Origin of the sequence: Yokenella regensburgei ATCC 49455, assembly GCF_000735455.1 — a bacterium.
Taxonomy (GTDB): domain Bacteria; phylum Pseudomonadota; class Gammaproteobacteria; order Enterobacterales; family Enterobacteriaceae; genus Yokenella; species Yokenella regensburgei.
On record NZ_JMPS01000032.1, the window covers coordinates 1 to 25,352 of the forward strand.

26 protein-coding genes are annotated in these 25,352 nt (G+C 56.6%); 11 read left to right on the forward strand and 15 right to left on the reverse strand.

The annotated features are described in order from the left end of the window. Positions 1-240, forward strand: a 240-nt coding sequence (locus GYRE_RS23200) for an efflux RND transporter permease subunit (protein WP_156102664.1), incomplete at its 5' end; no start/stop codon positions are given. Positions 241-322: 82 nt separating this feature from the next. Here GYRE_RS23200 and ypfM read toward each other — a convergent pair. After that, complete coding sequence (gene ypfM, locus GYRE_RS24475; RefSeq protein ID WP_001386977.1) at positions 323-382, reverse strand: protein YpfM; 60 nt, start codon at positions 380-382, stop codon at positions 323-325. Between the two features lie 351 nt (positions 383-733). Here ypfM and GYRE_RS09545 point away from each other — a divergent pair, with 351 nt between their 5' ends. Genes GYRE_RS09545 through GYRE_RS09555 form a run of 3 tightly spaced genes read left to right on the forward strand, consistent with a single transcriptional unit; the run spans position 734 to position 2,447 of the window. Then, positions 734-1,090 carry an ArsC family reductase gene (locus GYRE_RS09545; RefSeq protein WP_038254918.1) on the forward strand — a complete coding sequence of 119 codons (357 nt, stop codon included), beginning with the start codon at positions 734-736 and terminating at the stop codon, positions 1,088-1,090. Positions 1,091-1,092: 2 nt separating this feature from the next. After that, positions 1,093-2,220, forward strand: coding sequence for a succinyl-diaminopimelate desuccinylase (dapE, locus tag GYRE_RS09550; RefSeq protein WP_006821119.1), 1,128 nt, complete (start codon positions 1,093-1,095; stop codon positions 2,218-2,220). A gap of 26 nt (positions 2,221-2,246) precedes the next feature. Beyond that, complete coding sequence (locus GYRE_RS09555; protein WP_006821120.1) at positions 2,247-2,447, forward strand: YpfN family protein; 201 nt, start codon at positions 2,247-2,249, stop codon at positions 2,445-2,447. A 36-nt stretch (positions 2,448-2,483) separates the two neighbouring features. Here the strand turns inward: GYRE_RS09555 and ypfH are convergent, their stop codons facing one another. From ypfH to dapA, 6 genes are all read right to left on the reverse strand, one after another. Further along, the gene (ypfH, locus tag GYRE_RS09560; RefSeq protein ID WP_006821121.1) at positions 2,484-3,182 is read right to left on the reverse strand and encodes an esterase; all 699 of its coding nucleotides are present in this window, start codon (positions 3,180-3,182) and stop codon (positions 2,484-2,486) included. Positions 3,183-3,258: 76 nt separating this feature from the next. After that, positions 3,259-5,268, reverse strand: coding sequence for a tRNA(Met) cytidine acetyltransferase TmcA (locus GYRE_RS09565; protein ID WP_038254920.1), 2,010 nt, complete (start codon positions 5,266-5,268; stop codon positions 3,259-3,261). A 9-nt stretch (positions 5,269-5,277) separates the two neighbouring features. Beyond that, on the reverse strand, positions 5,278-6,147 hold the full coding sequence (gene ypfJ / locus GYRE_RS09570) for a KPN_02809 family neutral zinc metallopeptidase (protein WP_006821123.1): 870 nt from the start codon (positions 6,145-6,147) through the stop codon (positions 5,278-5,280). Between the two features lie 136 nt (positions 6,148-6,283). Continuing rightward, on the reverse strand, positions 6,284-6,997 hold the full coding sequence (purC, locus tag GYRE_RS09575) for a phosphoribosylaminoimidazolesuccinocarboxamide synthase (RefSeq protein WP_006821124.1): 714 nt from the start codon (positions 6,995-6,997) through the stop codon (positions 6,284-6,286). 110 nt (positions 6,998-7,107) lie between these two features. Then, positions 7,108-8,142: an outer membrane protein assembly factor BamC gene (bamC, locus tag GYRE_RS09580; protein ID WP_038254922.1), complete on the reverse strand. Its 1,035-nt coding sequence runs from the start codon at positions 8,140-8,142 to the stop codon at positions 7,108-7,110. A gap of 16 nt (positions 8,143-8,158) precedes the next feature. Beyond that, positions 8,159-9,037 (reverse strand): 4-hydroxy-tetrahydrodipicolinate synthase, encoded by an 879-nt coding sequence (gene dapA / locus GYRE_RS09585; RefSeq protein ID WP_006821126.1) that lies wholly within the window; start codon positions 9,035-9,037, stop codon positions 8,159-8,161. A gap of 153 nt (positions 9,038-9,190) precedes the next feature. Here dapA and GYRE_RS09590 point away from each other — a divergent pair, with 153 nt between their 5' ends. Next, positions 9,191-9,763 (forward strand): glycine cleavage system transcriptional repressor, encoded by a 573-nt coding sequence (locus tag GYRE_RS09590; protein WP_038254924.1) that lies wholly within the window; start codon positions 9,191-9,193, stop codon positions 9,761-9,763. Beyond that, a complete protein-coding gene (gene bcp / locus GYRE_RS09595; RefSeq protein WP_006821128.1) occupies positions 9,763-10,233 on the forward strand; it encodes a thioredoxin-dependent thiol peroxidase in 471 nt (156 codons plus the stop codon). The genes GYRE_RS09590 and bcp overlap by 1 nt, the downstream gene beginning before the upstream one ends. 591 nt (positions 10,234-10,824) lie before the next feature. On the opposite strand, the gene GYRE_RS09600 is transcribed toward bcp, so the two are convergent. The 4 genes from GYRE_RS09600 to GYRE_RS09615 form a co-directional block, all read right to left on the reverse strand. Then, entirely contained in the window at positions 10,825-11,973 is a 1,149-nt protein-coding gene (locus tag GYRE_RS09600) for a glycerate kinase (protein WP_006821129.1), read from the reverse strand. Between the two features lie 2 nt (positions 11,974-11,975). Continuing rightward, positions 11,976-13,244, reverse strand: coding sequence for a GntP family permease (locus GYRE_RS09605; RefSeq protein WP_006821130.1), 1,269 nt, complete (start codon positions 13,242-13,244; stop codon positions 11,976-11,978). A gap of 66 nt (positions 13,245-13,310) precedes the next feature. Continuing rightward, positions 13,311-14,489: a sugar diacid recognition domain-containing protein gene (locus GYRE_RS09610; protein WP_006821131.1), complete on the reverse strand. Its 1,179-nt coding sequence runs from the start codon at positions 14,487-14,489 to the stop codon at positions 13,311-13,313. Between the two features lie 17 nt (positions 14,490-14,506). Further along, the gene (locus GYRE_RS09615) at positions 14,507-15,571 is read right to left on the reverse strand and encodes an AI-2E family transporter (RefSeq protein ID WP_006821132.1); all 1,065 of its coding nucleotides are present in this window, start codon (positions 15,569-15,571) and stop codon (positions 14,507-14,509) included. A gap of 223 nt (positions 15,572-15,794) precedes the next feature. Between GYRE_RS09615 and bepA the strand changes: the two genes are divergently transcribed. Continuing rightward, positions 15,795-17,258 carry a beta-barrel assembly-enhancing protease gene (bepA, locus tag GYRE_RS09620; RefSeq protein WP_006821133.1) on the forward strand — a complete coding sequence of 488 codons (1,464 nt, stop codon included), beginning with the start codon at positions 15,795-15,797 and terminating at the stop codon, positions 17,256-17,258. A 9-nt stretch (positions 17,259-17,267) separates the two neighbouring features. Beyond that, positions 17,268-17,627, forward strand: a complete 360-nt coding sequence (gene arsC / locus GYRE_RS09625) for an arsenate reductase (glutaredoxin) (protein ID WP_006821134.1) — start codon at positions 17,268-17,270, stop codon at positions 17,625-17,627. Here arsC and GYRE_RS09630 read toward each other — a convergent pair. Then, positions 17,624-18,454, reverse strand: coding sequence for a helix-turn-helix domain-containing protein (locus tag GYRE_RS09630; RefSeq protein WP_038254926.1), 831 nt, complete (start codon positions 18,452-18,454; stop codon positions 17,624-17,626). The genes arsC and GYRE_RS09630 overlap by 4 nt on opposite strands. 153 nt (positions 18,455-18,607) lie before the next feature. Between GYRE_RS09630 and celB the strand changes: the two genes are divergently transcribed. The 3 genes from celB to GYRE_RS09645 are packed head-to-tail and all read left to right on the forward strand — an operon-like array spanning position 18,608 to position 22,351. Further along, positions 18,608-19,927 (forward strand): PTS cellobiose transporter subunit IIC, encoded by a 1,320-nt coding sequence (gene celB / locus GYRE_RS09635; protein ID WP_006821136.1) that lies wholly within the window; start codon positions 18,608-18,610, stop codon positions 19,925-19,927. A gap of 3 nt (positions 19,928-19,930) precedes the next feature. After that, entirely contained in the window at positions 19,931-20,884 is a 954-nt protein-coding gene (locus GYRE_RS09640; RefSeq protein WP_038254928.1) for a glycosylasparaginase, read from the forward strand. Between the two features lie 3 nt (positions 20,885-20,887). Beyond that, positions 20,888-22,351 (forward strand): leucyl aminopeptidase family protein, encoded by a 1,464-nt coding sequence (locus tag GYRE_RS09645; protein ID WP_038254931.1) that lies wholly within the window; start codon positions 20,888-20,890, stop codon positions 22,349-22,351. Positions 22,352-22,395: 44 nt separating this feature from the next. Here GYRE_RS09645 and GYRE_RS09650 read toward each other — a convergent pair whose 3' ends face one another. The 3 genes from GYRE_RS09650 to upp all read right to left on the reverse strand — a co-directional run bounded on the left by GYRE_RS09650 (position 22,396) and on the right by upp (position 25,197). Then, the gene (locus GYRE_RS09650) at positions 22,396-23,097 is read right to left on the reverse strand and encodes a DnaA inactivator Hda (RefSeq protein WP_071777554.1); all 702 of its coding nucleotides are present in this window, start codon (positions 23,095-23,097) and stop codon (positions 22,396-22,398) included. Positions 23,098-23,192: 95 nt separating this feature from the next. Then, positions 23,193-24,482 carry a uracil permease gene (gene uraA, locus GYRE_RS09655; RefSeq protein WP_006821140.1) on the reverse strand — a complete coding sequence of 430 codons (1,290 nt, stop codon included), beginning with the start codon at positions 24,480-24,482 and terminating at the stop codon, positions 23,193-23,195. Positions 24,483-24,570: 88 nt separating this feature from the next. Then, complete coding sequence (gene upp, locus GYRE_RS09660) at positions 24,571-25,197, reverse strand: uracil phosphoribosyltransferase (protein ID WP_038254935.1); 627 nt, start codon at positions 25,195-25,197, stop codon at positions 24,571-24,573. Positions 25,198-25,352: the final 155 nt, after the last annotated feature.

Genomic DNA, 25,352 nt, shown 5'->3' on the forward strand with positions numbered 1-25,352 from the left:
ACCGCAACGCTTGACGCCTGCCGCCAGCGTCTGCGTCCGATTCTGATGACGTCGCTTGCCTTTATTTTTGGGGTATTACCGATGGCGACGAGCTCAGGTGCAGGCTCTGCCAGCCAGCACGCGGTCGGTACCGGCGTGATGGGCGGGATGATCTCCGCAACCGTGCTTGCCATCTTCTTCGTACCGCTGTTCTTTGTACTGGTACGCCGACGCTTCCCGCTGCAGGAACGGCCTAAATAACAGGTATAAAAAGGGCGGCTTCAAAGCCGCCCTTTTTACAGGTTCATTTTTAGAGGTAGCGCATTCGCTATTCTTCCCGAAATTATTTACGAAGCATCACTTCGATAAAATCTTTCCAGTTCCCCAGTTCACGTTCGATCATAAAAGCCTCTCTTATTATTATGCGCATTTTACGTAACGGTAAGACAGATGTGAAGAACATTTAATCAATGACTGTGATAGCGGCTCCCTGTGCCTGATGCCTGCTGGCATGCCATCAATATGGCCATGAACCCGTAAATTTACTGTGACTTATGGCAATATTTTGAAATAGTCGAAATTTATCGGAACTATCTGTTCCGACGACAGAAAATGCTATTTTATTTTAAACTGCATGACCAGGCATTTAAGGCCGGAGAATTATACCTGGCGGGCGATTTCGAGTATTATTCTTCGCCATTATCTCATTCTAAAAACCTGGATAATTTACCTGTTTCCCCACAAGGAATTTAACATGACAACGATGTACGGGATTAAAAACTGCGACACCATAAAGAAAGCCCGCCGCTGGCTGGAAGAACACCAGGTAGAGTACCGCTTCCACGACTATCGCGTGGATGGTCTCGATGATGAATTATTACGCACATTTATCGCTGAACTAGGCTGGGAAGCGCTGCTTAACACGCGCGGTACTACCTGGCGCAAGCTCGATGAATCAGTACGCGCGGTTATCAACAACGCCGATGCCGCCGCCGCGCTGATGCTGGAAATGCCAGCTATCATCAAACGCCCATTGCTCTGCGCGCCCGGTAAGCCTATGCTGCTGGGTTTCAGTGATTCCAGTTACCAGCAGTTCGCTAGTGAGGTGTAGTTATGTCTTGCCCGGTCATTGAGCTGGCACAGCAGCTTATTCGCCGCCCTTCTCTCAGCCCCGACGATGCGGGCTGTCAGGCGCTGATGATTGAACGTCTGCGCCAGATTGGCTTTACCGTCGAAGCACTCGACTTTGGCGATACCCAGAATTTCTGGGCCTGGCGCGGTAAAGGTGAGACTCTGGCGTTCGCCGGTCACACCGATGTGGTACCCGCCGGTGATGCCGATCGCTGGATCAACCCGCCGTTTGAACCAACCATTCGTGACGGTATGCTGTTTGGTCGCGGCGCCGCCGATATGAAGGGCTCTTTAGCCGCGATGGTGGTTGCCGCCGAGCGTTTTGTCGCCCAGCATCCTCATCATCGCGGTCGCCTGGCGTTTCTCATCACTTCTGATGAAGAGGCCAGCGCAACCAATGGGACAGTCAAAGTGGTCGAGACGCTGATGGCGCGCCGTGAACGCCTGGACTACTGCCTGGTGGGCGAACCCTCCAGCACCGCCGTGGTTGGCGACGTGGTGAAAAATGGCCGTCGCGGCTCGCTCACCTGCAACCTGACTATCCATGGTGTGCAGGGGCACGTAGCCTATCCGCACCTGGCCGATAACCCGGTTCATCGTGCTGCACCGTGGCTCAACGAGCTGGTAGCCATTGAGTGGGATCAGGGCAACGAGTTCTTCCCGCCGACCAGCATGCAGGTGGCAAACATCCAGGCCGGAACCGGTAGCAACAACGTTATCCCGGGCGATTTGTTTGTGCAGTTCAACTTCCGTTTCAGCACCGAACTGACCGATGAGATGATCAAAACTCAGGTCCTGGCGCTGCTTGATAAGCATCAGCTACGCTACAGTGTTGACTGGTGGCTCTCTGGTCAGCCGTTCCTGACCGAAAGCGGGAAGCTGGTCGAAGCGGTGGTGAACGCCATTGAACACTATAATGAAATAAAACCACAGCTGTTAACCACCGGCGGTACGTCTGATGGACGCTTCATCGCCCGCATGGGCGCGCAGGTTGTTGAACTGGGTCCGGTGAACGCCACCATTCATAAAATTAATGAATGCGTCAACGCGGCCGACCTGCAACTGCTTGCCCGCATGTATCAGCGGATCATGGAACAGCTCGTCGCTTAACAGCAATAACCTGAGAGGTAACGCACATGGAATGGCTGGCTAAATACTGGTGGATACTGGTGCTGGTGTTTCTGGTAGGGGTGATCCTGAACGTGATCAAAGATCTAAAACGCGTCGATCACAAAAAATTCCTGGCAAACAAGCCAGATCTCCCGCCGCATCGTGATTTTAACGATAAGTGGGATGATGACGACGACTGGCCGAACAAAGACCAGCCGAAGAAGTAACCGTGTTGTCCCCTCTCCTTTGGGAGAGGGGATCGCTTACAACATTTCAATAATATCGTCGTCTTTCGGCGTTCCGCCGCTCAACGCTTCATCAAAGTAATGCTTCGGCACCGTGTAACGCAGATGGTCGAGCGCAAACTGCATACTGCGGTCATCAATGGCATGACCCAGCTCATCTACGATATCCAGGGTCACATCGCCACCGGCATTCTGTAGCGCATCCTCTGCCGCAACCGCGTGCTTAAGCTCAATGACCCGGTCTTCGCCACCGTGAATCAAATGCACGGTCGTTGCGGTATTCGCCGTCTGGGGAAGCGTTGCGTAGCGGCCATTGAAGGCGATGACTCGTGAGGCCAAATCTCCATGGGCCTTCACCCCCTCCAGCGCCATGATAGCCCCCTGAGAGAAGCCAATCAGTGCGGTGGCAAGCGGGCCGACGCCGCTCTCTTTTTGCCAGTAACGAATCACGTCAACAAACGTTGGCATAATGGCATCTATTCGCGCCTGACGATTCTCTTCCGTTACGCCCTGCACCGAAAACCACTGACGACCCGGCCCTGGCCCACACGGCTCGGCGCCGCCGATGCTGACAATGAGCGCGTCCGGGAACAAAGGCGCAAACCAGCTGCCAATTTCGCCCATCGCGACCGGGTTATCACCAACGCCATGAAACAGCAGCAACAGCTGTTGGGCAGGTGTGGCAGGGCTCTGGACGACAAAGTGTTCATGTTTCATGGGTGTCTCCTTAGACTATGCAGGCAGTGTACGCCCCATGCGAATAATGACCATGCCATTTAACTGAATGAGTTCGTTAAAAAAATTGCAGCTGGTTTATCTGATGGCGCCATGAGTCGGTTCGGGCGGCATCGAGCGCCATGAGTGCCTGCCGGGCTTCTTCGCGCAGACGCACCAGCAGCGCTTTACGCCCGTGCAGGCCCAGCTCCGCACACAGCGCCGTTTCGCTACGCTGCTGCAGCCGTCCACGCAGCGCAGGTAACGCTAAGTCCACCGCCAGTAGAAGCCGGTTAAGGCATCCAATTGCCGTCATCAGCGGACGGTGGGCGAACGCAAAGCTTGCCAGCTCCTGCCAGTCGTCATCATTAAGCATAGCGTCGTCAGAAGCCTCCAGCGGCAGCTTTTCATCAAGCCAGGGGGCGAGCCACAAAGCGTCGCGACGCAGACGTTGATGTTCATGCCGCGCCAGCGCTTTCCCGGCAGTGCTTAGCGGCAGCAGCGCCATCGCGGTATAGCAACCGCTACTGGCCTCCCGATGAGTGCCGATACGCGCGAGGGTAAAACCACAGCGCTGCCAGAAGCGCCACAGCGCCGGCGTGTAGCCAAAACTCACGGAGAGATAATCCACATCCTGATGCGCGACCAGCGCTTGCGCTATCAGCGCCTGCCCTGTTCCCTCACGCTGGCGCGAAGGGTGAACCGCGATCCGGGTAACGCGCCGGGCGCTGAGGGTTGCCGCCAGCGGACTCCCCCCGTGCGCTGCCAGCGACTGCGCCACCAGATTGCCGCGTGGGCGACGAAATCCAGCCCATACAGCCCGGCTGAGCGCTTCGCTGAGGTTCCCCTCATCCACCAGCCATAGCGCCCCGGCGAGGCCAGTGTCGCACTGCGCCGCCATAAAGTGCTGGCCCGGAGCATCCATCATTCGGCGTAAATCGAGAGGCGACGTGCGGTAATGCGCCCCGGAGAGCAGCTGATACATCGCCTGCGGCAGCTCGGGTGCGCTGAACCAGGCTTCCGGTTCAACGGCACAGAACTTAAGCGGCCCGCGAAGGGTTTCGCTAAAGCTCTTGTCATCAAAGAGCAGCGCCTGGCTCACCACCGCCTCCAGCGGGCACCCGGATGCCCAACGCACCGGCTCGCTGAGCGTCAGATAACGCAGCTTCGGGAAGCCTGCGCAGAACTTCAGCAGGAAGCCGCGCCCGGTTCCCTCGTAGCCCTGAACGGTGGTTGTGAGTAACGTGCGAGGAAATCGGGCAACCAGCGCCTGCAACAGCGGGGCCGGGATCGCCGCCGCTTCGTCGACGATAAGCCAGTCGGCCTTCACTTCTGACGCCAGCAGCGCGTCCGGTGCCATAAACTGAAAAGCGTCTCCGGCGAAGCGGGCCATCACGTCGGTGGCGGCCCGCGCCGGAGCGGTCACCATCGCACTGCCTGCAAGGCTGCGGATATGCATTCCCGCCAGCGCTGACTTACCGCGTCCACGTTCTGCCGTCACCACCATTACTCCGGGGGAGCAATCCGCCAATGTCTGTAAGATTTCCTGCTGCTCGCTGTCGGGTTCACCGTTTGCAGGTGTCCAGGTAGGGCGCGGAGGGAATTCAGGCAGCGTGAAGGGAGACTCCTGACGCCAGACCAGCGTTTGCGAGTCCTGTAAGATCACGCGGCAGAAATGGGCAACAAAATGGGGGGTCGCAATCGCCTGCGCCGTATCGCTCCAGCGCAGTGAGTCGTTATCAGGGGTATTTGGCCACTCTGTAAACGGTGGTACCAGCAGGACCAGCCAGCTCCCCGCCTGCAAAGTCCCGGCGAGGGCGGCAAAGGCCGCGGCATCAAAACCACGGCGGGCGTCAAATACCGCATGCCGAAACTCGCGCCCGAGCAGCGTGACCAGCGCAGAGGGCTGGCACGAAGGTTCAGAAATAGGCTGTGGGCCCACCCACAGCCAGTCGCCAGGAAGCGCATCGCGCAACGCGAGCGCTTCCTGCTGACTCCACGGTGCGTCGCCGCTCAATACCAGCAGGCGACGAATGCCTTCCCGTTGCATACTCGCCGTGAGTGCGGCGAGAGATCCCCTGAAGGACATCAACTACCCTCAGTTCTGTGCGGCAAAGGTGTTGCACTGGCTCGGATCACCGCTGTCGTAACCGCGCTTGAACCAGGTATAACGTTGCTGAGACGTCCCGTGGGTAAAACTATCCGGGACCACGCGTCCCTGGCTCTGCTGCTGCAGACGGTCATCGCCAATCGCCTGAGCGGCGTTCAACGCTTCTTCCAGATCCCCGGTTTCCAGCACACCCTGCTTCTGCATGCTGTGGCCCCAGACCCCCGCAAAGCAGTCCGCCTGCAGCTCCATGCGTACAGAAAGACGATTCACTTCCGCCTGCGAGGCATTTTGCTGCATCTGGCGCACCTTAGGCTCAATACCCAGCAGCTTCTGTACGTGGTGGCCCACTTCATGAGCAATCACGTAGCCCTGGGCGAAATCACCATCGGCACCGAGTTTGCGCTTCATGTCGTCATAGAAAGAGAGATCGATGTACACCGTGCTGTCAGCCGGGCAGTAGAACGGCCCCATCACCGACTGACCGGTACCGCAGCCGGTGCGGGTCGCACCGCGGTACATGACCAGATGCGGCTGCTGATAGTGTTTGCCCATCTTCTCGAAGATTTGTCCCCAGGTATCTTCCGTAGTAGCGAGGATAACGGAGGTGAATTTTGCCGCTTCATCGTCATTAGGGCTGATGGAGCGCTGCTGCGAGGAAGACTGCGGAGACATTGGCTCCCCGGTCAGCAGGCCGGTCAGGTCAACGCCGTAATAGCCAGCGACCAGCACCACCACCAGCAGGATTATTCCGCCCTTGCCGCTCGGCAGGCGGAATCCGCGCCCTCCCATCATCGGAGGCCCTGCGTCATTCCTTCTGTCTTCTACATTGTCGCTTTCGCGACGCCCTTGCCAACGCATAACTACCTCAAACGTTCTATGAATAATAGATAAGATCGTAGGCGGTTAGCGGCAGGATTACCACAGAAAACAGTATGAAAGGTAGCAGAAGCACTCAGAAGATACGTCATCCCCTGAGTGCTGGCGGGGAGCAGAATCAGTCGAGTTTAACGCCCAGACGATGCGCAACCGCTTCATAGGCTTCAATCAGGCCACCGAGGCTCTGACGGAAACGGTCTTTGTCCATTTTATCCAGCGTCTCTTTATCCCACAGACGGCTACCGTCCGGAGAGAATTCGTCGCCCAGCACAACTTCACCTTTGTACAGGCCGAACTCCAGTTTGAAATCGACCAGGATGAGGCCCGCGTCATCGAAAAGTTTGCTCAGCACGTCGTTGGCTTTGTACGTCAGCTCTTTCATACGCGCAAGGTGCGCCTGGCTCACCCAGCCGAAGGTCTCGCAGTAGGATTCGTTGATCATCGGGTCGTGCATTTCATCGTTCTTCAGGAACATGTCAAACAGCGGCGGGTTCAGCTCGATACCTTCTTCAATCCCCAGGCGTTTTACCAGGGAACCAGCAGCACGGTTACGCACCACACACTCTACCGGCACCATCTCCAGTTTTTTCACCAGGCTTTCGGTATCAGACAACAGCGCTTCCATTTGGGTCGGGATACCCGCGGCTTCCAGTTTGCTCATGATGAAATGGTTGAACTTGTTGTTCACCATCCCTTTACGATCGAACTGCTCAATGCGCGCACCGTCTCCTGCTGACGTATCGTTACGGAATTCGAGCACCAACAGGTCCGGATTTTCCGTGCTGTAAACGGTTTTCGCTTTACCGCGATACAACTCAGCTTGCTTTTGCATCTTTTTTCACTCCAGTGAGATTAAAGCTATTAAATTGGCGTTTTTCTGCCGACGCACACGTTTGCGTCACTATACAGAAAAAAGGGCTGGATTGCTCCAGCCCTGCAAAATTACTTGTTAAACGCGGCCTGGAATACGGCTACCAGGGCATCGTTTTGCGACTGCGTCAGGGTGTGGCCTTTCGGGTCGATGAACTGCAGACTGCTGCGGTTATCGAGGTCGCCAACCTGAAGTTTATAGTCGCCGGAAGCGAGATCCGGGTCACGGGCGCCCAGTTCCTGCCAGCTGCTGTCTGAGATAGGCTTGTAGGTAATCGCCATGCTGCCCTGCGAACGGGTACTGTCGGTCACTTTCATGCCCACTTTCTCAAGCGTTGCCGGGAGGCGCTGCCAGACCTGGTTGAACGGTGCGCGTACCACCAGCATCGGCAGACCGGTATCATCCGCCGCGCTCTGCACGTCGAAGGTAGCACCAGCACGGCTCTGCGCCGCATTCTGCGCATTCGTTGCACGCTGATCGAGGCCTGCGGAGATAACGTTCAGCATTTCGGTGCTGTAACGCTGCATGGATGCGGCGTCAGCAGCCGGCTTGCCGCCCTGCTCAAGGTTAATCAGCTTCACGCTCACCGCTTGCTGGTAGCCCTGAGGTTTCACCGAGATTTGATAGCGACCACGGTACTGCTGATCTTCATCCAGGCGGTTCCAGTCAACCCAGTCGGTGGTCAGCGTTTGTGCCGAGTCATCGCGCTTAGTGATGGTGTAGTTCTTCGCCTGAAGCACGCTTACCACCTGCGGCCACAGTGAACCACTACGGCCACTTTCCACCAGCAGCGTAGCGGTATCGCCGACATACTGGGTGCGCGCGCCATTTACCAGCGCCAGCGGCTGTGCTGGTGGGCGAATATCCAGCCCTTTACCGACCACGCCGCTACCGTTAGCAACAGGAATATTATAATCGCCGTTCTGAATCGGCAGGATCATCCCGGCTGGCGAGTGCAGTTCAGCAAGCGGTGCTGCATCCAGATAGGACTCATCACCGCTCACCTGGCGCTTGTAGCGCGAATCGGAACTGCAGGCCGCGAGGAGCAGAACAAGCGAAACACCCGCAACCTTCGCCAGGCGCGACTTCTGTACTGAGTAAGCCATCAAATCTCCCTAAACTTTACAGCAAACCGGCATGCTTAAGCGCTTCGGTGACGACATCGCGACCGTGGTCGGTAATCGGCGTCATCGGCAGGCGCAGCGTATCGGTTGCCACAAGTCCCAATTCCTTACAGGCCCATTTCACCGGGATCGGATTGGGTTCGACAAATAATTTATTGTGTAACGGCATCAGACGCTGGTTAATCACGCGCGCCTCGGCAAACTTACCGGCAGCCGCCAGTTTACACATTTCCGCCATGTCGCGCGCGGCAATGTTTGAGGTGACCGAAATCACGCCATGACCGCCGAGCTGCATGAAGTCCAGCGCGGTAGCATCATCGCCACTCAGCAGGATAAAGTCGTCTGAAACCAGCTCTTTGATCTGGTGAACGCGGCTTAAGTTCCCTGTAGCTTCCTTAATACCGATAATATTTTTTACTTCTGCCAGGCGACCCACGGTCTCCGGTAGCATGTCACAGCCGGTACGTGATGGCACATTATACAGAATTTGCGGCAGGTCAGTATGTTCAGCAATCGCTTTGAAGTGCTGGAACAGCCCCTCCTGCGTTGGGCGATTGTAATACGGCGTAACCGTCAGGCAGCCGACAATGCCGCTGTCATTGAAGCGCTGGGTCAGGCTGATCGCCTCGGCGGTAGCATTTGCACCAGTACCGGCAATCACCGGAATGCGACCATCCGCCAGTTCCAGCGTCATCAGTACTACATCGCCGTGCTCTTCGTGGCTCAGCGTGGCAGATTCACCGGTAGTCCCTACCGAAACAATCGCCGTGGTTCCGTTGGCGACATGGTAATCAATCAGTTTCTTCAGGCTTGACCGGTCGACATTACCTTTTTCATCCATCGGCGTGACAAGCGCTACAATACTTCCCGTGAACATGGGCCATCCTCTGAGCAGACGTGCAGATAAGAGTCTCAATGGTACGTTTGGTCTTGTAATAAAAGCAAGAGACCAGAGCCGTTGTGGATGTTGTATGCCGGTTTTTTTTATGCTTTCCTAATGATTACCTCACCTTTGACAGGAAGAACAGGTTTGACAGCCTCCTCACAACACTATCTGGTTATCACCGCATTGGGCGCCGACCGACCTGGCATCGTCAATACGATCACCCGCCACGTCAGCAGCTGCGGCTGTAACATTGAAGACAGCCGTCTGGCGATGCTTGGCGATGAGTTCACCTTCATCATGCTGCTCTCCGGTAGCTGGAATGCGATTACGCTGATTGAATCTACCTTGCCGTTGAAAGGGGCCGAGCTGGATCTGTTGATCGTGATGAAGCGCACTACCGCTCGTCCGCGCCCGGCCATGCCGTCAACGGTATGGGTTCAGGTCGAGGTACCGGACTCACCTCACATTATTGAGCGCTTCACTGCGCTATTTGACGCCCATGACACCAATATTGCCGAGCTGGTGTCTCGTACCCAATCGGGCGAAAATGACGTTGCCGCACAACTGTTTATCCAGATAACCGCCCATAGCCCGGCGTCACAGGATGCGTCAAATATCGAGCAAGCGTTCAAAGCCCTATGTACAGAACTGCACGCACAAGGCAGTATAAACATCGTCAATTATTCACAGCATGATGAACAAGATGGAGTTGTGTAATGAACCCACTGAAAGCCGGTGACATCGCACCGAAATTTAGCCTGCCCGATCAAGACGGCGAGCAAGTAAATTTGACCGACTTCCAGGGACAGCGTGTTCTGGTCTATTTTTACCCGAAAGCTATGACCCCCGGCTGTACCGTCCAGGCATGCGGTCTGCGTGACAATATGGATGAGCTGAAAAAAGCCGGTGTCGAAGTGCTGGGTATCAGCACCGATAAACCAGAAAAACTGTCACGTTTCGCCGAAAAAGAGCTGCTGAACTTTACGCTGCTGTCTGATGAAGACCATCAGGTTTGCGAACAGTTTGGTATCTGGGGCGAGAAGTCCTTTATGGGCAAAACCTACGATGGAATTCACCGCATCAGCTTCCTGGTTGATGCCGACGGCAAAATCGAACACGTGTTTGATGACTTCAAAACCAGCAATCACCACGACGTGGTGCTGAACTGGCTGAAAGAAAGCGCCTGATAGTTTAAGTTGAGCAGCATCGCTATTCACGCAAAGTGAATATGCGATGTTGTGGACGGGTTCCGTTCACCTCAAATGTACAGATTCTCTGGCGCTCTGATACCCGGTGAACGTGTTAAGGGCGCTCGTCGCCGCGCCCTTAACAATCCCGGCTCCCTGCCCTGCGGAAACACGTCGGCAATTTTCAGCCGGACCAGCCACCACTTTACCACCCGCGCTTTTACTCAGCAGCAAAGCGGTGCTTTCTGGCAGCAAGACAATAACAGCGAAACCCGAGTCCGGCTGAAAACCGATGAGGCGTTGACGGCTGACCGGGGCCACCCGCAGGGAGGCGGGTGGAGGGACTGGCCTGCAGGGACGCAGGCTCAGCCCCGAACCGATAGTCAGACGGCATAAGGCGAATGGACCGCGAAGCGGCGGTTTTCCCGCCGGGAGCCCGGGTTGCCAGGGAGGTGGCGGTGAGCCTCCCTGGCACGTTCACCGGTATCAGTGTGACAAAGAAGTAGTGTATTTAAAGTGAACGGAAACATTCACCTCGCAGACATAGTCTCTGGACATCGGTAGAACGTAGCTCGCTTTGCAGCGGCACGGTTAACGCACGACCGACTGCCGTCCCATCTCCCAGACTGCAGCCACGTTGCGGGCTGTGACCTGCAGATTGGTTCTGGCCTCTGCCAGCGCCTCCGGGAGCGTGACAACCTGAGTGAGTATCGAGAACGCCGCGTCGATGCCGTGCTGGTGCACCACGCCGTGGTCCTCACGTAACCCACCGGCCAGGGCAATAACCGGTTTGTGGTAGCGCTTCGCCACCCGGGCGACGCCAATCGGTGTTTTACCGCAAATGCTCTGACTATCGAGCCGTCCTTCGCCGGTGATCACCAGGTCCGCGTCCTTCACCTGGGCTTCCAGCCCCAGACGGTCGATAACAATCTCAACACCAGCGCACAGCGTGGCGTTGAGAAGCCCCATTAGTGCAGCACCCATTCCGCCAGCGGCGCCCGCTCCCGGTGCGTTCAGCACGGTCCGCCCGGTGGTACGGTGAATAATGGTTCCCCAGTTCGCCAGCGCGATATCGAGCCTTGCCACCATCTCGGTGGTGGCTCCCTTCTGCGGGCCAAACACCGCCGAGGCGCCCTGCGGACCACAAAGCGGATTGTTTACATCGCACGCCACCGTCAGCGTGACGTGCTGCAAACGCGGATGACAGGCGGATAAATCAATCGCGACCAGCGATTCCAGCGCTTCACCACGATGCGCAATTTCACTGCCCCCGGCGCTCAGCAAGCGTGCGCCAAGCGCCTGCATCATCCCGGCGCCTCCGTCGTTGGTGGCGCTGCCGCCAATGCCGAGAATAATGTGCTCTACCCCTTCGTCGAGGGCTGCGCGAATCAACTCCCCGGTGCCAAAGCTGGTGGTTTTCATCGGATTGCGCAGCTCAGGGGCAACATAATGCAGGCCAGAAGCTGCCGCCATTTCAATAACCGCGGTTTTGCCATCCCCCATCATGCCCCAGCGCGCAGATACCGTTTCACCGAGTGGCCCGGTTACCGGCGTGTGGCGAAAATGACCCTGGCTTGCCGCCACCATCGACTCCACCGTACCTTCGCCGCCGTCGGCCATCGGCACATTGACATATTCCGCATCCGGCCAGATTTCACGACAACCGGCTTCAATCGCCTGCGCCACTTCCAGTGCGGACAGGCTCTCTTTAAATGAATCGGGGGCAATTACAATTTTCATAGTTATCCTGCCAGTCCAAATACACCAAACATCAGAGTCGAGATAAACGCGATGGTTAAGCCCACCAGCGTTTCATAAGGCATCAGTTTCAGACGCTCATGAATTGCCATGTTGACGCTACCGCCAGTGGCGTGGAAGAAGCTGCCGTGCGGCAGGTGATCCAGCACCGTAGCACCGGCGTGGATCATCGCAGCACCCGCCAGCGCAGAGACGCCCAGTTCAAGCAGTGTAGGCGCAAACACGCTGGAAGCCACCGCGGTACCCGCTGTGGTAGACGCCGTCGCCATCGACATAATGGCACCGGAAATGGGCGCCAGCAGGTATGACGGAAGCCCGGAGGCCGTGAGCCCGTTAACCAGCACATCTTTTAATTCTGAGTTCGCAATAATACCCGCGAGCGTCCCGGTACCCAGCAGCATAATGGCCACCGGCGCCATACGGCTCAGCCCGGACACCATAAAGTGATTTGCCTGACGACCACGCCCCATCAGCACGGCGCCAATCAGGCCGCCGACCGGCAGCGCAATCAGCGGGTCAATCGCAATTCCGGCAACAGGACGCAGCGACAGCAGCACAATCGCTACCAGCGGCGCGCTGATAGAAACCAGGAACCCCGGCTGACCGTGGGTGCTGGCGTTGGTAATCACCTCTTCTGCGGTAACCGGGCTGCCCTTACGGGTGAGACGTTTCGCGAGGAAATATGCCATAGCCAGACCGAAGAGACCCGGAATGATGCCGGCCATCATCACCGAGGTTAACGGCACGTGGAAAGCATCCGCCGCCGCAATCGTGTTCGGGTTAGGCGACATCACGTTCCCGGCTTTCCCGCCCCCGATCATCGCCAGCAGGATGGCGGCTTTTGACAATCCGGCGCGATGAGCAATAGAGAGGGCAATCGGTGCCACGGTGATGACCGCTACATCGATAAACACGCCAACCGCCGTCAGGCACAGGGTGGCAATCGCCAGCGCAAGCAGCGCCCGGGTTTCACCGACTTTTCTGACTACCGTTTCGGCAATGGTATTTGCCGCACCGGACTCAATCAGCACCCCGGCCAGTACGCCCGCGGCAAGAATGCGCAGTACCGCGTTAGTGATCCCCTGCGCGCCCGTCACCATCAGGGTAACGGTCTCGACGAGGGATGCACCGCCAATAAGACCACCGATCAGCGCCCCGGCCATCATGCCGTAGGCGGGCGAAACTTTACGTAATATGAGGATGATTGCTACCGCCAGCGCGGCGATAGCTCCGAGAGTGGAAATCGACGTCATGTGATGCGCCTCCGTTAATTGACCCGCGCAGTATGGGAAATCAGCCGCATAACGAAACTGGAGGTTTTAACGAACTTTTGCCGGTGTCCGGGGGGCTAAGTTGTGGGATTCTACAGCCTGACACTGCAGCTCCATGCCAATAAATAACCAGAGAATACTTTTCAGGTTATTGATTTTTATACCGGTAATCTCTTCGCAGCGCTGCAAACGATAGCGAAGCGTATTGACATGAATATGCAGGGCTTTCGCCGTTTGAGAGAGGTCACAGTTATGCGCAAACCATTCGCGCAGGGTTTGTTGCAGCACTCCTTTGGCATCGTGTTCAACCAGATGTTGCCAGAGCCTTGAAAGCTCCTGCACCTGCCAGCTCTCCGAGACGTCGCTTAACAGCGCCGGTAAGGCATAGTCGTGATAGAACACGTACTGGTTTTTTACCTTCTGCCGTTTCACCATCGCCTGGGTGGCCCGGGCGGTTTGCCACGAGCGGTGTAGCCCATTGTCACCGGAAAAGTAGCCGCCAACCACAATGCGGCTAAAACCCGAACTGCTGGCCCAGGATTTGAAGCACTGGAGATCTTTCATCTCCTGCACCAGATCCCAGTTACCGTCTTTGCGGCTAATGGGTTTGATAATGATCAGTTCGTTGAAATCGGTGAAGGTCACGAGGTGATCGCGGGCGCGGTTTTCGAAGTACTCCATCAGGTTGCGCAGCGCCTCACGATCGGGCTGACGCAGCTCAATTATCGCTACCACCCGCGGCTGGCGCAGGTCGATCCCCAGATAAGAAACCATCGAGTGTAACGACTCCGGCGGCGGTTCGCGCATGATGAGCTGATTAATGAGTTCTTCCCGATAGCGCTTATCCCACTCTTTCTGCTCAATCAGCACCATGTGTTCAATAACCAGCTCAGAGGCCATCTTCACCAGTTCGGCGTAGGCGCGCACTTCACCCGGCTCGCCGGTAATTCCGACCACGCCAATCAGTTGGCCGTGAAAAGAGACCGGCAGGTTAATGCCCGGGCGAACGCCCTTGAGCTGGGCCGCGGTGGCGGTGTCTATCTCCACCACCCGGTTGTCTTTGAGCGCCAGAATGGCCCCTTCATGGCGCTGATGCAGGCGCGATGGCTCCCCCGAGGCGATAATGATGCCATGCTCATCCATGACGTTGACCGAGTAAGGAATGATGCGCATTGCCCGCTCAACAATCTGCCGTGCGGTGTAGTCCTTTAAATATCGCTTCTTCATTCCTTTTCTCGTCTGATTCAGGGGTTATCGACTACCGGTCCGTCCGGCCAGGCATGTACCACGGCTTTGATAAGGGTTGCCAATGGGATGGCGAAAAAGACGCCCCAGAAGCCCCACAGGCCGCCAAAAATCACCACCGAGAGGATGATGACCAGCGGATGCAGGTTGACCGCTTCAGAGAACAGCACCGGCACCAGCAGGTTGCTATCCAGGCCCTGAATCACCAGGTACACGGTAAACAGACTCCAGAACTCGGTGCCAAGGCCAAACTGGAACAGCGCCACGCCCACTACAGGAATGGTCACCACGAAAGCGCCGATATAGGGGATCAGCACCGAGAGCCCCACCAGCACCGCCAGCAGCAGCGAGTAGTTGAGACCAAACATGATAAAGCCTATCCAGGTAGCCACCCCAACCACGATCATCTCCAGCACTTTGCCGCGAATGTAGTTGGTTATCTGCTGGTTCATTTCTTTCCAGACCTGACCGGCCAGGCCGCGATTTCGCGGCAGCACGCGGCGCACGGCGTTCTGCATTTGCACTTTATCTTTCAGCAGGAAGAACACCATCAGCGGTACCAGCACGAGGTATACCGCAAGCGTCAGCAGCCCTACCAGCGAGGCAAGCGAGTATTTCACCACCGAGTCGCCAAGGGTCAGGAAGCGGCTACGCATGTTTTCCGCCATGGCATCGATGATCCCGGCATCCATCAGTGCCGGGTAGCGGCGCGGCACGTTGGCAGCAAAATCAGAAAATTTGCCCAGCATGCCTGGCATATCGCGAATGAGGTAGATCCCCTGCTGCCACGCCACCGGTATCACCACAAACGCCATCAGCAGCAGGATCCCGACGAACAGCACCAGCACGATGCTGGTCGCCCAGGTTCGCGAGCAGCCCACGCGCTCCAGCCGAACCGTCGGCCACTCCAGTAGATAGGCGAGCACTATTGCCACCAGCAGCGGCGCCAGCAGGCCGCTGAAGAAAAACAGAATGCCAAATCCGGCGAGCAAAATGACCAGCAGTGCTATCGCTTCCGGGTCGCTAAAGCGCCGACGATACCACTGCATTAACAACTTGAGCATAAAACCTCTTTCCTGTGAATGTCAGGATCTTTCTACCCGGAGTGTATCGAAATGTCACATAAAAGACTCCGCTTTTTGTCGCCCCCGCAGCAAACATCAAAAGTGAATCAAAAGAGGATTTTCAACCGCCCTGACCACCGCTACACTCATACAACAACAGCGCAGGAACCATCACCCCCGGCGCTGGTCAAAATGGCACATCCCACATGACAGGACTGAGGTTATGTTCAGGCAGTTAAGAAAAACGCTGGTTGCGACCGTTGTTGCCTCCCTTACGCTCGGCTCGTGTCTGCCCGCCTTTGCGGATAACGCTGACACATTGCCAGATATGGGTACCTCCGCAGGAAGCACGCTCTCCATTGGTCAGGAGATGCAGATGGGAGATTATTACGTACGTCAGCTACGCGGCAGTGCGCCGTTGATTAATGACCCGTTGCTGACGCAGTACATCAACACCCTCGGGATGCGCCTGGTCTCCCACGCCAATTCTGTACGTACGCCGTTTCATTTTTTTCTGATTAATAACGACGAACTGAACGCCTTCGCCTTCTTCGGCGGTAACGTGGTGCTGCATTCCGCCCTCTTCCGCTACACCTCGACGGAAAGCGAACTGGCCTCGGTGATGGCGCACGAAATCTCTCACGTTACCCAGCGCCATCTGGCGCGGGCGATGGAAGATCAGAAGCGCAATGCGCCGCTGACCTGGGTCGGTGCACTGGGCTCTATTCTGTTAGCGATGGCGAGCCCGCAGGCGGGGATGGCCGCGTTGACCGGTACTCTTGCGGGTACCCAACAAGGGATGATTAGCTTCACCCGTCAGAACGAAGAAGAAGCTGACCGCATCGGTATTCAGGTGCTGCAGCGCTCGGGCTTCGACCCGCAGGCGATGCCTTCTTTCATGGAGAAGCTGCTGGATCAGTCGCGCTACTCCTCCCGACCACCAGAAATGCTGCTGACTCACCCATTGCCGGAAAGCCGTCTTGCCGATGCACGTAACCGTGCCAACCAGATGCGTCCGGTGGTGGTGCAGTCTTCTGAGGATTATTACATGGCGAAGGCGCGTACCCTCGGCATGTACAATTCCGGACAAAATCAGCTCACCAGCGATTTACTCGACAGCTGGGCGAAAGGCAACGTTCGCGAACAGCGTGCTGCAACCTATGGCCGTGCGCTACAGGCCATGGGTGCTGAAAACTACGCCCAGGCAAGCAAACTGCTGCAGCCACTGTTAAGCGCCGACAGCCAGAACCCGTGGTTCCTCGACATGGCGACCGATATCGATCTCGGGCAGAAAAAAACCGCCGATGCGATTAACCGTCTGAAAAACGCCAAAGAACTGAAAACGAATCCGGTGCTGCAACTGAACTTGGCCAACGCCTATTTACAGGCCGGTCAGCCAGGCGAAGCCGCCACCATTCTTAATCGCTATACTTTCACCTATAAAGACGACACCAACGGTTGGGATCTGCTGGCCCAGGCAGAAGCCGCCCTTGGCAACCGGGACCAGGAGCTGGCAGCGCGCGCCGAAAACATGGCGCTGGTAGGAAGGCTCGATCAGGCCATTTCTATGCTGAGCAGCGCCAGTTCTCAAGTGAAGCTGGGTAGTCTGCAGCAGGCACGGTATGATGCGCGCATCGACCAGTTCCGGGACCTGCAGGAACGCTTCCGTCCGTATAGCAAAATGTAAGGAGAAACCATGTCTGACGCCACGGTCACTATTTATCACAACCCTCGCTGCTCCAAGAGCCGTGAAACGCTGAGCCTGCTGCAGAGCAAGGGGATTGAGCCAGACGTCGTGCTGTACCTCGATAACCCGCCGGATGCTGCAACACTACGCAATCTGGTGAAAATGCTGGGAATGAGCAGCGCGCGCGAACTGCTGCGTGACAAAGAAGATCTCTACGTCTCTCTGGGGCTTGCAGATCCAGCGCTCAAAGAGGAAGCCATCGTCATGGCCATGGTTGAGCATCCTAAGCTTATCGAACGTCCTATTGTTGTGAAAAACGGCAAGGCGCGCATCGGGCGCCCGCCGGAGCAGGTTCTCGACATCCTCTAAGCGGAAGCCATACGCCGCAGCGCTTCGAGAAAGGCCTGCGGCGTGTTTTCTCCCAGCTTTTTCTGCGCCTTACCGGTATTCCATAAACGACACAGCCGCTGCACCGTATCATCCAGGGTATCCATCGCCGGGATAAGATCTGACAGCAAGCCCGGGATCTGCACCGCAGCCCCCTCACCGCTGCCGGTGGATTTCATGACAAGATCGGCACGGGTGAACTGAAAACATTTCGCCGAATCAGTCTCAACACATTGAATAGCAGCCGGACAGACGATAAGCACCTGATCCAGCCAGTCGCTGACTAACGCCTGTGAGACGCCAGAAAACACCCGAGCAAAGCACCAGCCGCTGACCGGCTCCTGCGCCCACAGCAGGTGGCTCTCACCGCCGTCGTCCATTGACAGTGCCAGCAGGCGGTAATGCAGGTGCAGCGTATTAGCTTGCATCCCCGCTTTTAGCGCCTTTTTCCCCTGTAGCTGTGCCTGTTTCCGTCCTTCATGGGCCGGACGCAGATAACGGTTAAGCGTGGCCCGGGAGAGTGAAATCCCCAGTCCTTCAGTCACAATAAACAGCAGCTCATCAAGCGGCGCACGCAGCACATCGCGCAGCGCATTTATCATCACCACCTGCTCTTGTCTCAGCGCTTTGTGTACCAGATGTGGCGTCGTGTGGTGGTCAGAAATCTGGCTGCGTTTACGCCAGCGACGAACCGTAGTGACAGAGATACCCAGCTCCCGCGCCAGTTCGCGGTCACTCTTGTCAGATTCCTGCAGATATTTGCGAGTGCGAGGCGTTGTTGTGGCATTCGCATGCAGTTTAATTTCCATCCCCACTCCTCAAAACACATAACTAATCATATGAGATTTATATGATTAATAAGAACACAATGTGAGCAGATTCACCTTTCAGCCCACCGCTTTCTCCCATAATCCCTCATACATAACACACACAATAACGTCTGATCTTGTACGGAGTTCACAATGAACAATGTTCTGGGATTTTTAGAAGCGAAACTGATGCCTCTGGCGGCAAAAACCGCGCAGCAACGCCACCTCGGGGCGATCCGCGGTGCCTATGTATCATTCATGCCATTTATCATCGTGGGATCCATCCTGCTGGTGATCTCTTCATTTCCGAATCAAGCCTACCAGCAGTTTATGGCCGGAGCCTTCGGTGCCAGCTGGAGTGCGATCATCGAGATCCCGTTTAATGCGGTGTTCTCCACGATGTCGCTGTTCATCAGCTTCCTGGTGGCTTTTCGCCTGGCAGAGCACTACGGCGATGACCGGATCTCCTGCGGGATCCTCTCTCTGGTATGCTTCCTGATCCTCACCCCTTTCATCAAAGTTGCCGAAAACGGCGGGATCACCGTGATGCCGGTAGAGTGGATCGGCACCAAAGGGCTGTTTGTGGCGATGATAGGCTCACTCATCTGGACCGAACTGTTCTGCTGGCTGAAGCGCAAAAAACTGGTCATCAAGATGCCGGAAGGCGTACCACCGGCGGTGCAGGAATCCTTTGCCGCGCTTATCCCCGCGCTACTGGTGATGATTCTGGTGCTGGCTATCCGCATCCTGTTTGAAAACACCCACTATCACACCATTCATCAGTTTATTTATGAAGTGGTTGCCACGCCGGTACGCCACTATGGAACCTCCTATTTTGGCGCGCTGATGACCGTCTTCAGCATCACCATTTTGTGGTCAGTCGGCATCAACTCCGGCTCGATGATTAACGGCATCATTCGCCCGCTGTGGATGGAAAACCAGACCGACAACATCGCGGCAATTCAGGCAGGCGTGACGCCCCCGCACATCATTACCGAACAGTTCTTCGATATGATCTGGATGGGTGGCGCCGGGGCGACGTTATCACTGGTAATTGCGATGCTGATTTTCGCCCGCAGTAAAAACATGCGTGAAGTGGCGCGCCTCGGGGCCGGAGCTTCCCTCTTTAACATCAACGAGCCGATTCTGTTTGGCCTGCCGGTCATCATGAACCCGATTATGTTGATCCCCTTCAACCTTGTACCGCTGGTGCTGGTTACCATTCAGTACGTGGCGATGAAAATCGGTGCCGTTGCGGTAACGACCGGGGTGTTTATTCCCTGGACGCTACCGCCGGTCATTAGCGGTTTTATCGTGACCGGGCACCTCAGCGGTAGCGTCATGCAGTTACTCAATCTGCTGATTGGCGCCATGCTATACCTGCCCTTCATGCGCATTGTCGACAAACAGTATCGCGCGGCCGAGACGACCTCGACCGCTGAAACAGAAACCTCGCTGGCAAAACAGGAGTAAACGATGTGGGGAATGATTGCCACCTGGAGAATGGCGCTGGAAGGCGTAACGGAAGCGGCGGCGGAGCTGAAGGCGGGGAAAAGCACCGCCAGCGCCGTGGTGAACGCGGTTGCCGCCGTTGAGGATTTTCCGTTTTACAAGTCGGTGGGCTTCGGCGGCCTGCCGACAGAAAATGGTGACGTGGAGCTGGATGCCGCTTATATGGACGGTGACACGCTGGCCTTCGGCGCCGTCGGGAATCTTATCGATATCGTCAACCCGGTAAAGGTAGCGTATGCCTTAAGCCGTCAGCGCTATAACAGCCTGCTGGTGGGCCAGGGTGCTCGCGAATGGGCGCTGAGCCAGGGGTTCAGCAGCAAAGAGATGCTGACCGAACGTGCGTTGCAGCACTACCGCAAGCGCTGCCGGGAAACGCTGGATAAAGGCCTCAGCCCCTACGATGGTCACGACACCGTCGGCGTTATTGGCCTTGATAAGCACGGTTCCATGAGCGTCGCCACCTCCACCAGCGGCCTGTTTATGAAAAAACGCGGCCGCCTCGGTGATTCGCCGATCATCGGCTCCGGTTTTTACTGTGACAGTGAAACCGGTGCCGCCACCGCTACCGGCGTGGGCGAAGATCTGATGAAAGGCTGCACCAGCTATGAAATTGTGCGCCGCATGGCGCAGGGCATGAGCCCCCAGCAGGCAGCGGATTCCGTGGTCTGCGAGCTTGAGGATAAGCTGATGTCGCGCTTCGGCCGCGCGGGCGATCTCTCCGTGGTGTGCATGAACCGCCAGGGTGAGTTCGGTGCTGCAACTAACATCAAAACGTTCTCGTTCGTTGTCGCAACGGAGAAACAGCCGCTCACCGTGTTCCGCGCCGAACGTATCCGCGAGAAAACCCATTATCAGCCGGTGGACGACGAATGGATGCAGGCCTACGCCGCGCGTATTCGCGCCCCCATCGAGGAGTAACTCATGCTGGATTATCGCTTAATCACTGAACCCGATGCCCTCTGCAACGGGGCGCATCTGGTCAGCTGGCCGGGCAGCCCCCTGCTTGCACAGTTGACGCTGGCTAACGACCAGCTCATTGATGACATGGCGCAGCGGGCGCTGAAAGGCACAGTGGCTGACACCTGTTTTGGCTGTGCACCTTTCGCGCGGATCACGCTTATCCCCAAAGAGGAGTGGCAGGATCCGATAACCGACAGCCTCACCGCCGCATTACGTCCGCTGTGTAAAGCACCCACTGCCCCGCGACTGCTGCTTGATGCATCGCTCGCCGCCGATACCAGCGCCTTCGCCCAGGCATTACGTTTTGTTTTTAACCTCGACTGGAACCTTGAGGATTTAGGCCTGCGTCGTACATCGGTCGATAAACCGCGCTTCGAGCATCTCGACCTGTTCTGCCTTCCCGGGCAGCGTGAAGAGCTGGAAACGCGGGTTCACCAGCAGCATGTCATTGCCCTGGGAATGATCGCCGCCCGCAGGCTGGCTGATTTACCTTCCGAACAATGTACACCGCAGTACGTAGTGGAAGAAGCGCAGCGCCTGTGCGCCGCCTACCCTGCGCTTCGCTGTGAAGTGCTGGATGAAAAGGCCATCGTCAACCAGGGGCTGGGACTGCTGCATGCCGTAGGCAAAGGCTCATCGCGCCCGCCGCGTCTGCTGGCTATCCATTATGACGGCATCCCCGAAGGCCCGGTACGCAGTTACGTGGGTAAAGGCATCACCTTCGATACCGGCGGCCTGTGGCTGAAAGAAGGCGCGGGCATGTACACCATGAAGTACGACATGTGCGGCGCCGCCAACGTGCTGGGGCTGATGCAGAGCATCGCCGCCCTGGCGCTACCGGTGCGAGTAATGGGCGTACTGGCGCTGGCTGAAAATGCCATCGGGCCGGAGGCGATGCAGCCCGGAAGCGTCGCCCGGGCCTGCAACGGCATGACGGTTGAAATCAACAACACCGACGCCGAAGGCCGGCTGGTGCTGGCAGACGCCATCGCCTGGGCGAGCCAGCGCCACCCGAAAACGCAGTACATTATCGATATGGCAACGCTCACCGGCGCGGTGGTGAAAGCGCTTGGCTACGAGCTCAGCGGCTTGATGACCCAGGATGAAACGTTACGGGAGCAACTCATCCACGCCGGGAAAAAGTCGGGGGATGAAGTGTGGTCACTGCCGCTGGATGCCAGACTGAAAAAACAGACCGACAGCGCGATTGCCGACCTGTGTAATACCCCGACCAATAACGCCGCGATCAGCGCTTCGGCGGCGTGGTTGCTGCACCACTTCTGCCCGCCGGAGATCCCATGGGCACACCTTGACGTCAGCGGTACGGCCTTATGGCGCGAAGGAGGGAGAAGCGTGGCGTCAGGCAGGCCGATCCCGCTGCTGATGCAGCATTTGCTTAATGATTTGGCTGAGGATGGGCGCTAGGCCCGTGCGAGCGAAGCGCCGCCGGGCAATATTGCCGGATGGCGCTACAGCTTGAGGATCTCTTTTACGAAGGGGATCGTCAGCTTGCGCTGAGCGGTGATCGAGGCCTTGTCGAGCTCGTCGAGGGTCATAAACAGCGTGCGCATTTCCCTGTCCAGACGCTTTAACAGGAACCGGCACACGTCTTCCGGCATTTCAAAACCGCGCAGCCGAGCGCGTACCTGCAGCGCCTGCAGTTTGTCTTCGTCAGACAGCGGCTGCAGCTTGTAGATTTGCCCCCAGTCCAGCCTGGACGCCAGATCCGCAAGACCAAGATTGAGCTGGCGCGGCGGGCGATCGCCGGTAATCAGCAGGCGGGTTTTACCCGATTCGAGGATCCGGTTGTAGAGATTGAAAATCGCCATTTCCCACTGTTCGTCCCCGGCTACGCACTCAATATTGTCGATGCAAACCAGCGAAAGCTGTTCCATGCCTTCGAGCACTTCGGGAACAAACCACGTGCGTTTATCCAGTGGAACATAACCTACGGCTTCGCCACGCTGCGACAGTTCTGCACAGGCCGCGTGCAGCAAATGGCTGCGACCCGCGCCTTCGCGTGACCAGAAATAGATATAACCACTGTGCTCCTGACGCAGAACATTCTGCAACGCAGCAAGAAGAGAAGGGTTATCGCCCGGCCAGAAACTTGCGAACGTTTCATCGTCAGGTAGATAAAGTGGCAGAGAGAGCTGTGCCGGTGTGTTCAGAGCGACCTCAACATGGGCTTACACAAAAACGCGAAGAGTTTAACACAGTTTTATAGCGGGAGAGAACCGGGCGAGGATCCCGCCCGGTTAAAGGATCAATGCTTCACTTCGGTGCTGTCTTCTGCATCCAGTACTGTCTCTTCCGGACGCAGTACGCTGATAAGCTTAAAGATAAGGCTCAGCGCCACGCCCACGATGGTGGCCAGCGCCATGCCTTTCAGCTCTGCGGCACCGATGTGCACCTTCGCGCCGCTGACGCCAATAATCAGGATCACAGAGGTCAGGATCAGGTTCTGTGCTTTGCTGTAGTCGACTTTAGATTCGATCAGCACACGAATACCGGAAGCACCGATCACCCCGTACAGCAGCAGCGACACGCCGCCCATCACCGGGATCGGGATAATCTGGATCGCCGCGGCAAGTTTACCCACGCAGGAAAGCAGGATCGCGATGATTGCCGCGCCGCCGATAACCCAGGTGCTGTATACGCGGGTGATCGCCATCACGCCGATGTTTTCCCCGTAGGTGGTGTTTGGCGTTGAGCCAAAGAAGCCGGAGATGATGGTGGAGAAACCGTTCGCAAACATGGAGCGATGCAGACCCGGATCGCGGATCAGGTCTTTTTTGACAATATTCGCCGTGACCACGAGATGCCCTACGTGCTCGGCAATCACCACCAGCGCCGCAGGCAAAATGGTGAAAATGGCAAACCATTCAAAGCGCGGGGTGTACAGCGTTGGCAGGGCGAACCAGTGTGCGTCGGCAATCGCCTGGGTGTTGACCATCCCCATTGAGAACGACAGCGCGTAACCCACCAGTACGCCCACCAGGATGGGGATAATGGCGAGGAAGCCACGGAACAGCACGGAGCCAAAAATGGTGACGCCTAAAGTCACCAGCGACACGATGATGGTTTTGGAATCTGCCGACTGTCCGTCCGCTGGCAGCAGACCCGCCATATTCGCCGCAACGCCCGCCAGCTCCAGACCGATAACCGCGACGATGGCACCCATCGCCGCCGGTGGGAACATGACGTTCAGCCAGCCGGTACCCGCTTTTTTCACAATAAACGAGACGAGACAGAACAGCACGCCGCACATAATGAAGCCGCCCAGCGCCACTTCATAACCCAGCGGCAGCAAAAGCAGCACCGGGGAGATAAATGCAAAGCTCGATCCCAGGTAGGCCGGAATTTTGCCTTTACAGATAAAGAGATACAGCAGCGTCCCGATGCCGTTAAACAGCAGTACGGTAGCCGGGTTGATGTGAAACAGGACTGGCACCAGCACGGTTGCGCCAAACATAGCGAACAAGTGCTGCAAACTAAGCGGGATTGTCTGTAAGAGCGGCGGTCTTTCACTCACCCCGATAGCACGGCGCGTCATAGCGTTTTCCTCTGTGTTGTTATTAGTAGTGTGTTGTTTTACTCAAAAAAAAGCCGACTCTTAAAGTCGGCTCTTTTTAGTGAATCACTTATTTAGTACCAAAAATCTTATCGCCGGCATCGCCAAGCCCCGGAATAATGTATCCGTGCTCGTTGAGTCCCTGGTCGACGGAGGCGGTGTACAGCTCAACGTCCGGGTGCGCTTTCTCCAGCGCAGCGATACCTTCCGGAGCAGCAACCAGAACCAGCACCTTAATGCTGGTGCAGCCCGCCTGCTTCAGCAGGTCGATGGTTGCAATCATGGAACCACCGGTTGCCAGCATCGGGTCAACCACCAGCGCCATACGCTCGTCGATGTTAGAGACCAGCTTCTGGAAGTACGGTACCGGCTCGAGGGTTTCTTCATTACGGTAGATACCCACCACGCTGATACGTGCGCTCGGTACGTGCTCCAGCACGCCTTCCATCATGCCAAGACCGGCACGCAGAATAGGTACAACGGTAATTTTCTTACCTTTGATCTGCTCAACTTCTACCGGGCCGTTCCAGCCCTCAATGGTGACCTTCTCGGTCGCCAGATCAGAAGTTGCTTCATAGGTCAGTAAGCTGCCGACTTCAGAGGCCAGTTCACGAAAGCGTTTAGTGCTGATGTCATGCTCACGCATCAGGCCCAGCTTGTGTTTGACGAGTGGGTGTTTCACTTCCACGATCTTCATTCTCATACTCCTCTGAGTGTCGGCCACAAAAAAAATCGCGGGATTATACCGCTTTTTTCGGATTACGCCATACCCGTAATGCTTGACCGCGATCAAGCAAAGTGATTAACAGCTCGTTACATATTAGAAAATATACGAAAAAAAGCCGGGACATC

Excerpts from the sequence above, each read along its gene's own strand:
- GYRE_RS09545 (WP_038254918.1), top strand. The coding sequence starts at position 734 with ATGACAACGATGTACGGGATTAAAAACTGCGACACCATAAAGAAAGCC.
- dapE (WP_006821119.1), top strand. The coding sequence starts at position 1,093 with ATGTCTTGCCCGGTCATTGAGCTGGCACAGCAGCTTATTCGCCGCCCT.
- GYRE_RS09555 (WP_006821120.1), top strand. The coding sequence starts at position 2,247 with ATGGAATGGCTGGCTAAATACTGGTGGATACTGGTGCTGGTGTTTCTG.
- ypfH (WP_006821121.1), bottom strand. The coding sequence starts at position 3,182 with ATGAAACATGAACACTTTGTCGTCCAGAGCCCTGCCACACCTGCCCAA.
- GYRE_RS09565 (WP_038254920.1), bottom strand. The coding sequence starts at position 5,268 with ATGTCCTTCAGGGGATCTCTCGCCGCACTCACGGCGAGTATGCAACGG.
- ypfJ (WP_006821123.1), bottom strand. The coding sequence starts at position 6,147 with ATGCGTTGGCAAGGGCGTCGCGAAAGCGACAATGTAGAAGACAGAAGG.
- purC (WP_006821124.1), bottom strand. The coding sequence starts at position 6,997 with ATGCAAAAGCAAGCTGAGTTGTATCGCGGTAAAGCGAAAACCGTTTAC.
- bamC (WP_038254922.1), bottom strand. The coding sequence starts at position 8,142 with ATGGCTTACTCAGTACAGAAGTCGCGCCTGGCGAAGGTTGCGGGTGTT.
- dapA (WP_006821126.1), bottom strand. The coding sequence starts at position 9,037 with ATGTTCACGGGAAGTATTGTAGCGCTTGTCACGCCGATGGATGAAAAA.
- bcp (WP_006821128.1), top strand. The coding sequence starts at position 9,763 with ATGAACCCACTGAAAGCCGGTGACATCGCACCGAAATTTAGCCTGCCC.
- GYRE_RS09600 (WP_006821129.1), bottom strand. The coding sequence starts at position 11,973 with ATGAAAATTGTAATTGCCCCCGATTCATTTAAAGAGAGCCTGTCCGCA.
- GYRE_RS09605 (WP_006821130.1), bottom strand. The coding sequence starts at position 13,244 with ATGACGTCGATTTCCACTCTCGGAGCTATCGCCGCGCTGGCGGTAGCA.
- GYRE_RS09610 (WP_006821131.1), bottom strand. The coding sequence starts at position 14,489 with ATGAAGAAGCGATATTTAAAGGACTACACCGCACGGCAGATTGTTGAG.
- GYRE_RS09615 (WP_006821132.1), bottom strand. The coding sequence starts at position 15,571 with ATGCTCAAGTTGTTAATGCAGTGGTATCGTCGGCGCTTTAGCGACCCG.
- bepA (WP_006821133.1), top strand. The coding sequence starts at position 15,795 with ATGTTCAGGCAGTTAAGAAAAACGCTGGTTGCGACCGTTGTTGCCTCC.
- arsC (WP_006821134.1), top strand. The coding sequence starts at position 17,268 with ATGTCTGACGCCACGGTCACTATTTATCACAACCCTCGCTGCTCCAAG.
- GYRE_RS09630 (WP_038254926.1), bottom strand. The coding sequence starts at position 18,454 with ATGGAAATTAAACTGCATGCGAATGCCACAACAACGCCTCGCACTCGC.
- celB (WP_006821136.1), top strand. The coding sequence starts at position 18,608 with ATGAACAATGTTCTGGGATTTTTAGAAGCGAAACTGATGCCTCTGGCG.
- GYRE_RS09640 (WP_038254928.1), top strand. The coding sequence starts at position 19,931 with ATGTGGGGAATGATTGCCACCTGGAGAATGGCGCTGGAAGGCGTAACG.
- GYRE_RS09645 (WP_038254931.1), top strand. The coding sequence starts at position 20,888 with ATGCTGGATTATCGCTTAATCACTGAACCCGATGCCCTCTGCAACGGG.
- uraA (WP_006821140.1), bottom strand. The coding sequence starts at position 24,482 with ATGACGCGCCGTGCTATCGGGGTGAGTGAAAGACCGCCGCTCTTACAG.
- upp (WP_038254935.1), bottom strand. The coding sequence starts at position 25,197 with ATGAAGATCGTGGAAGTGAAACACCCACTCGTCAAACACAAGCTGGGC.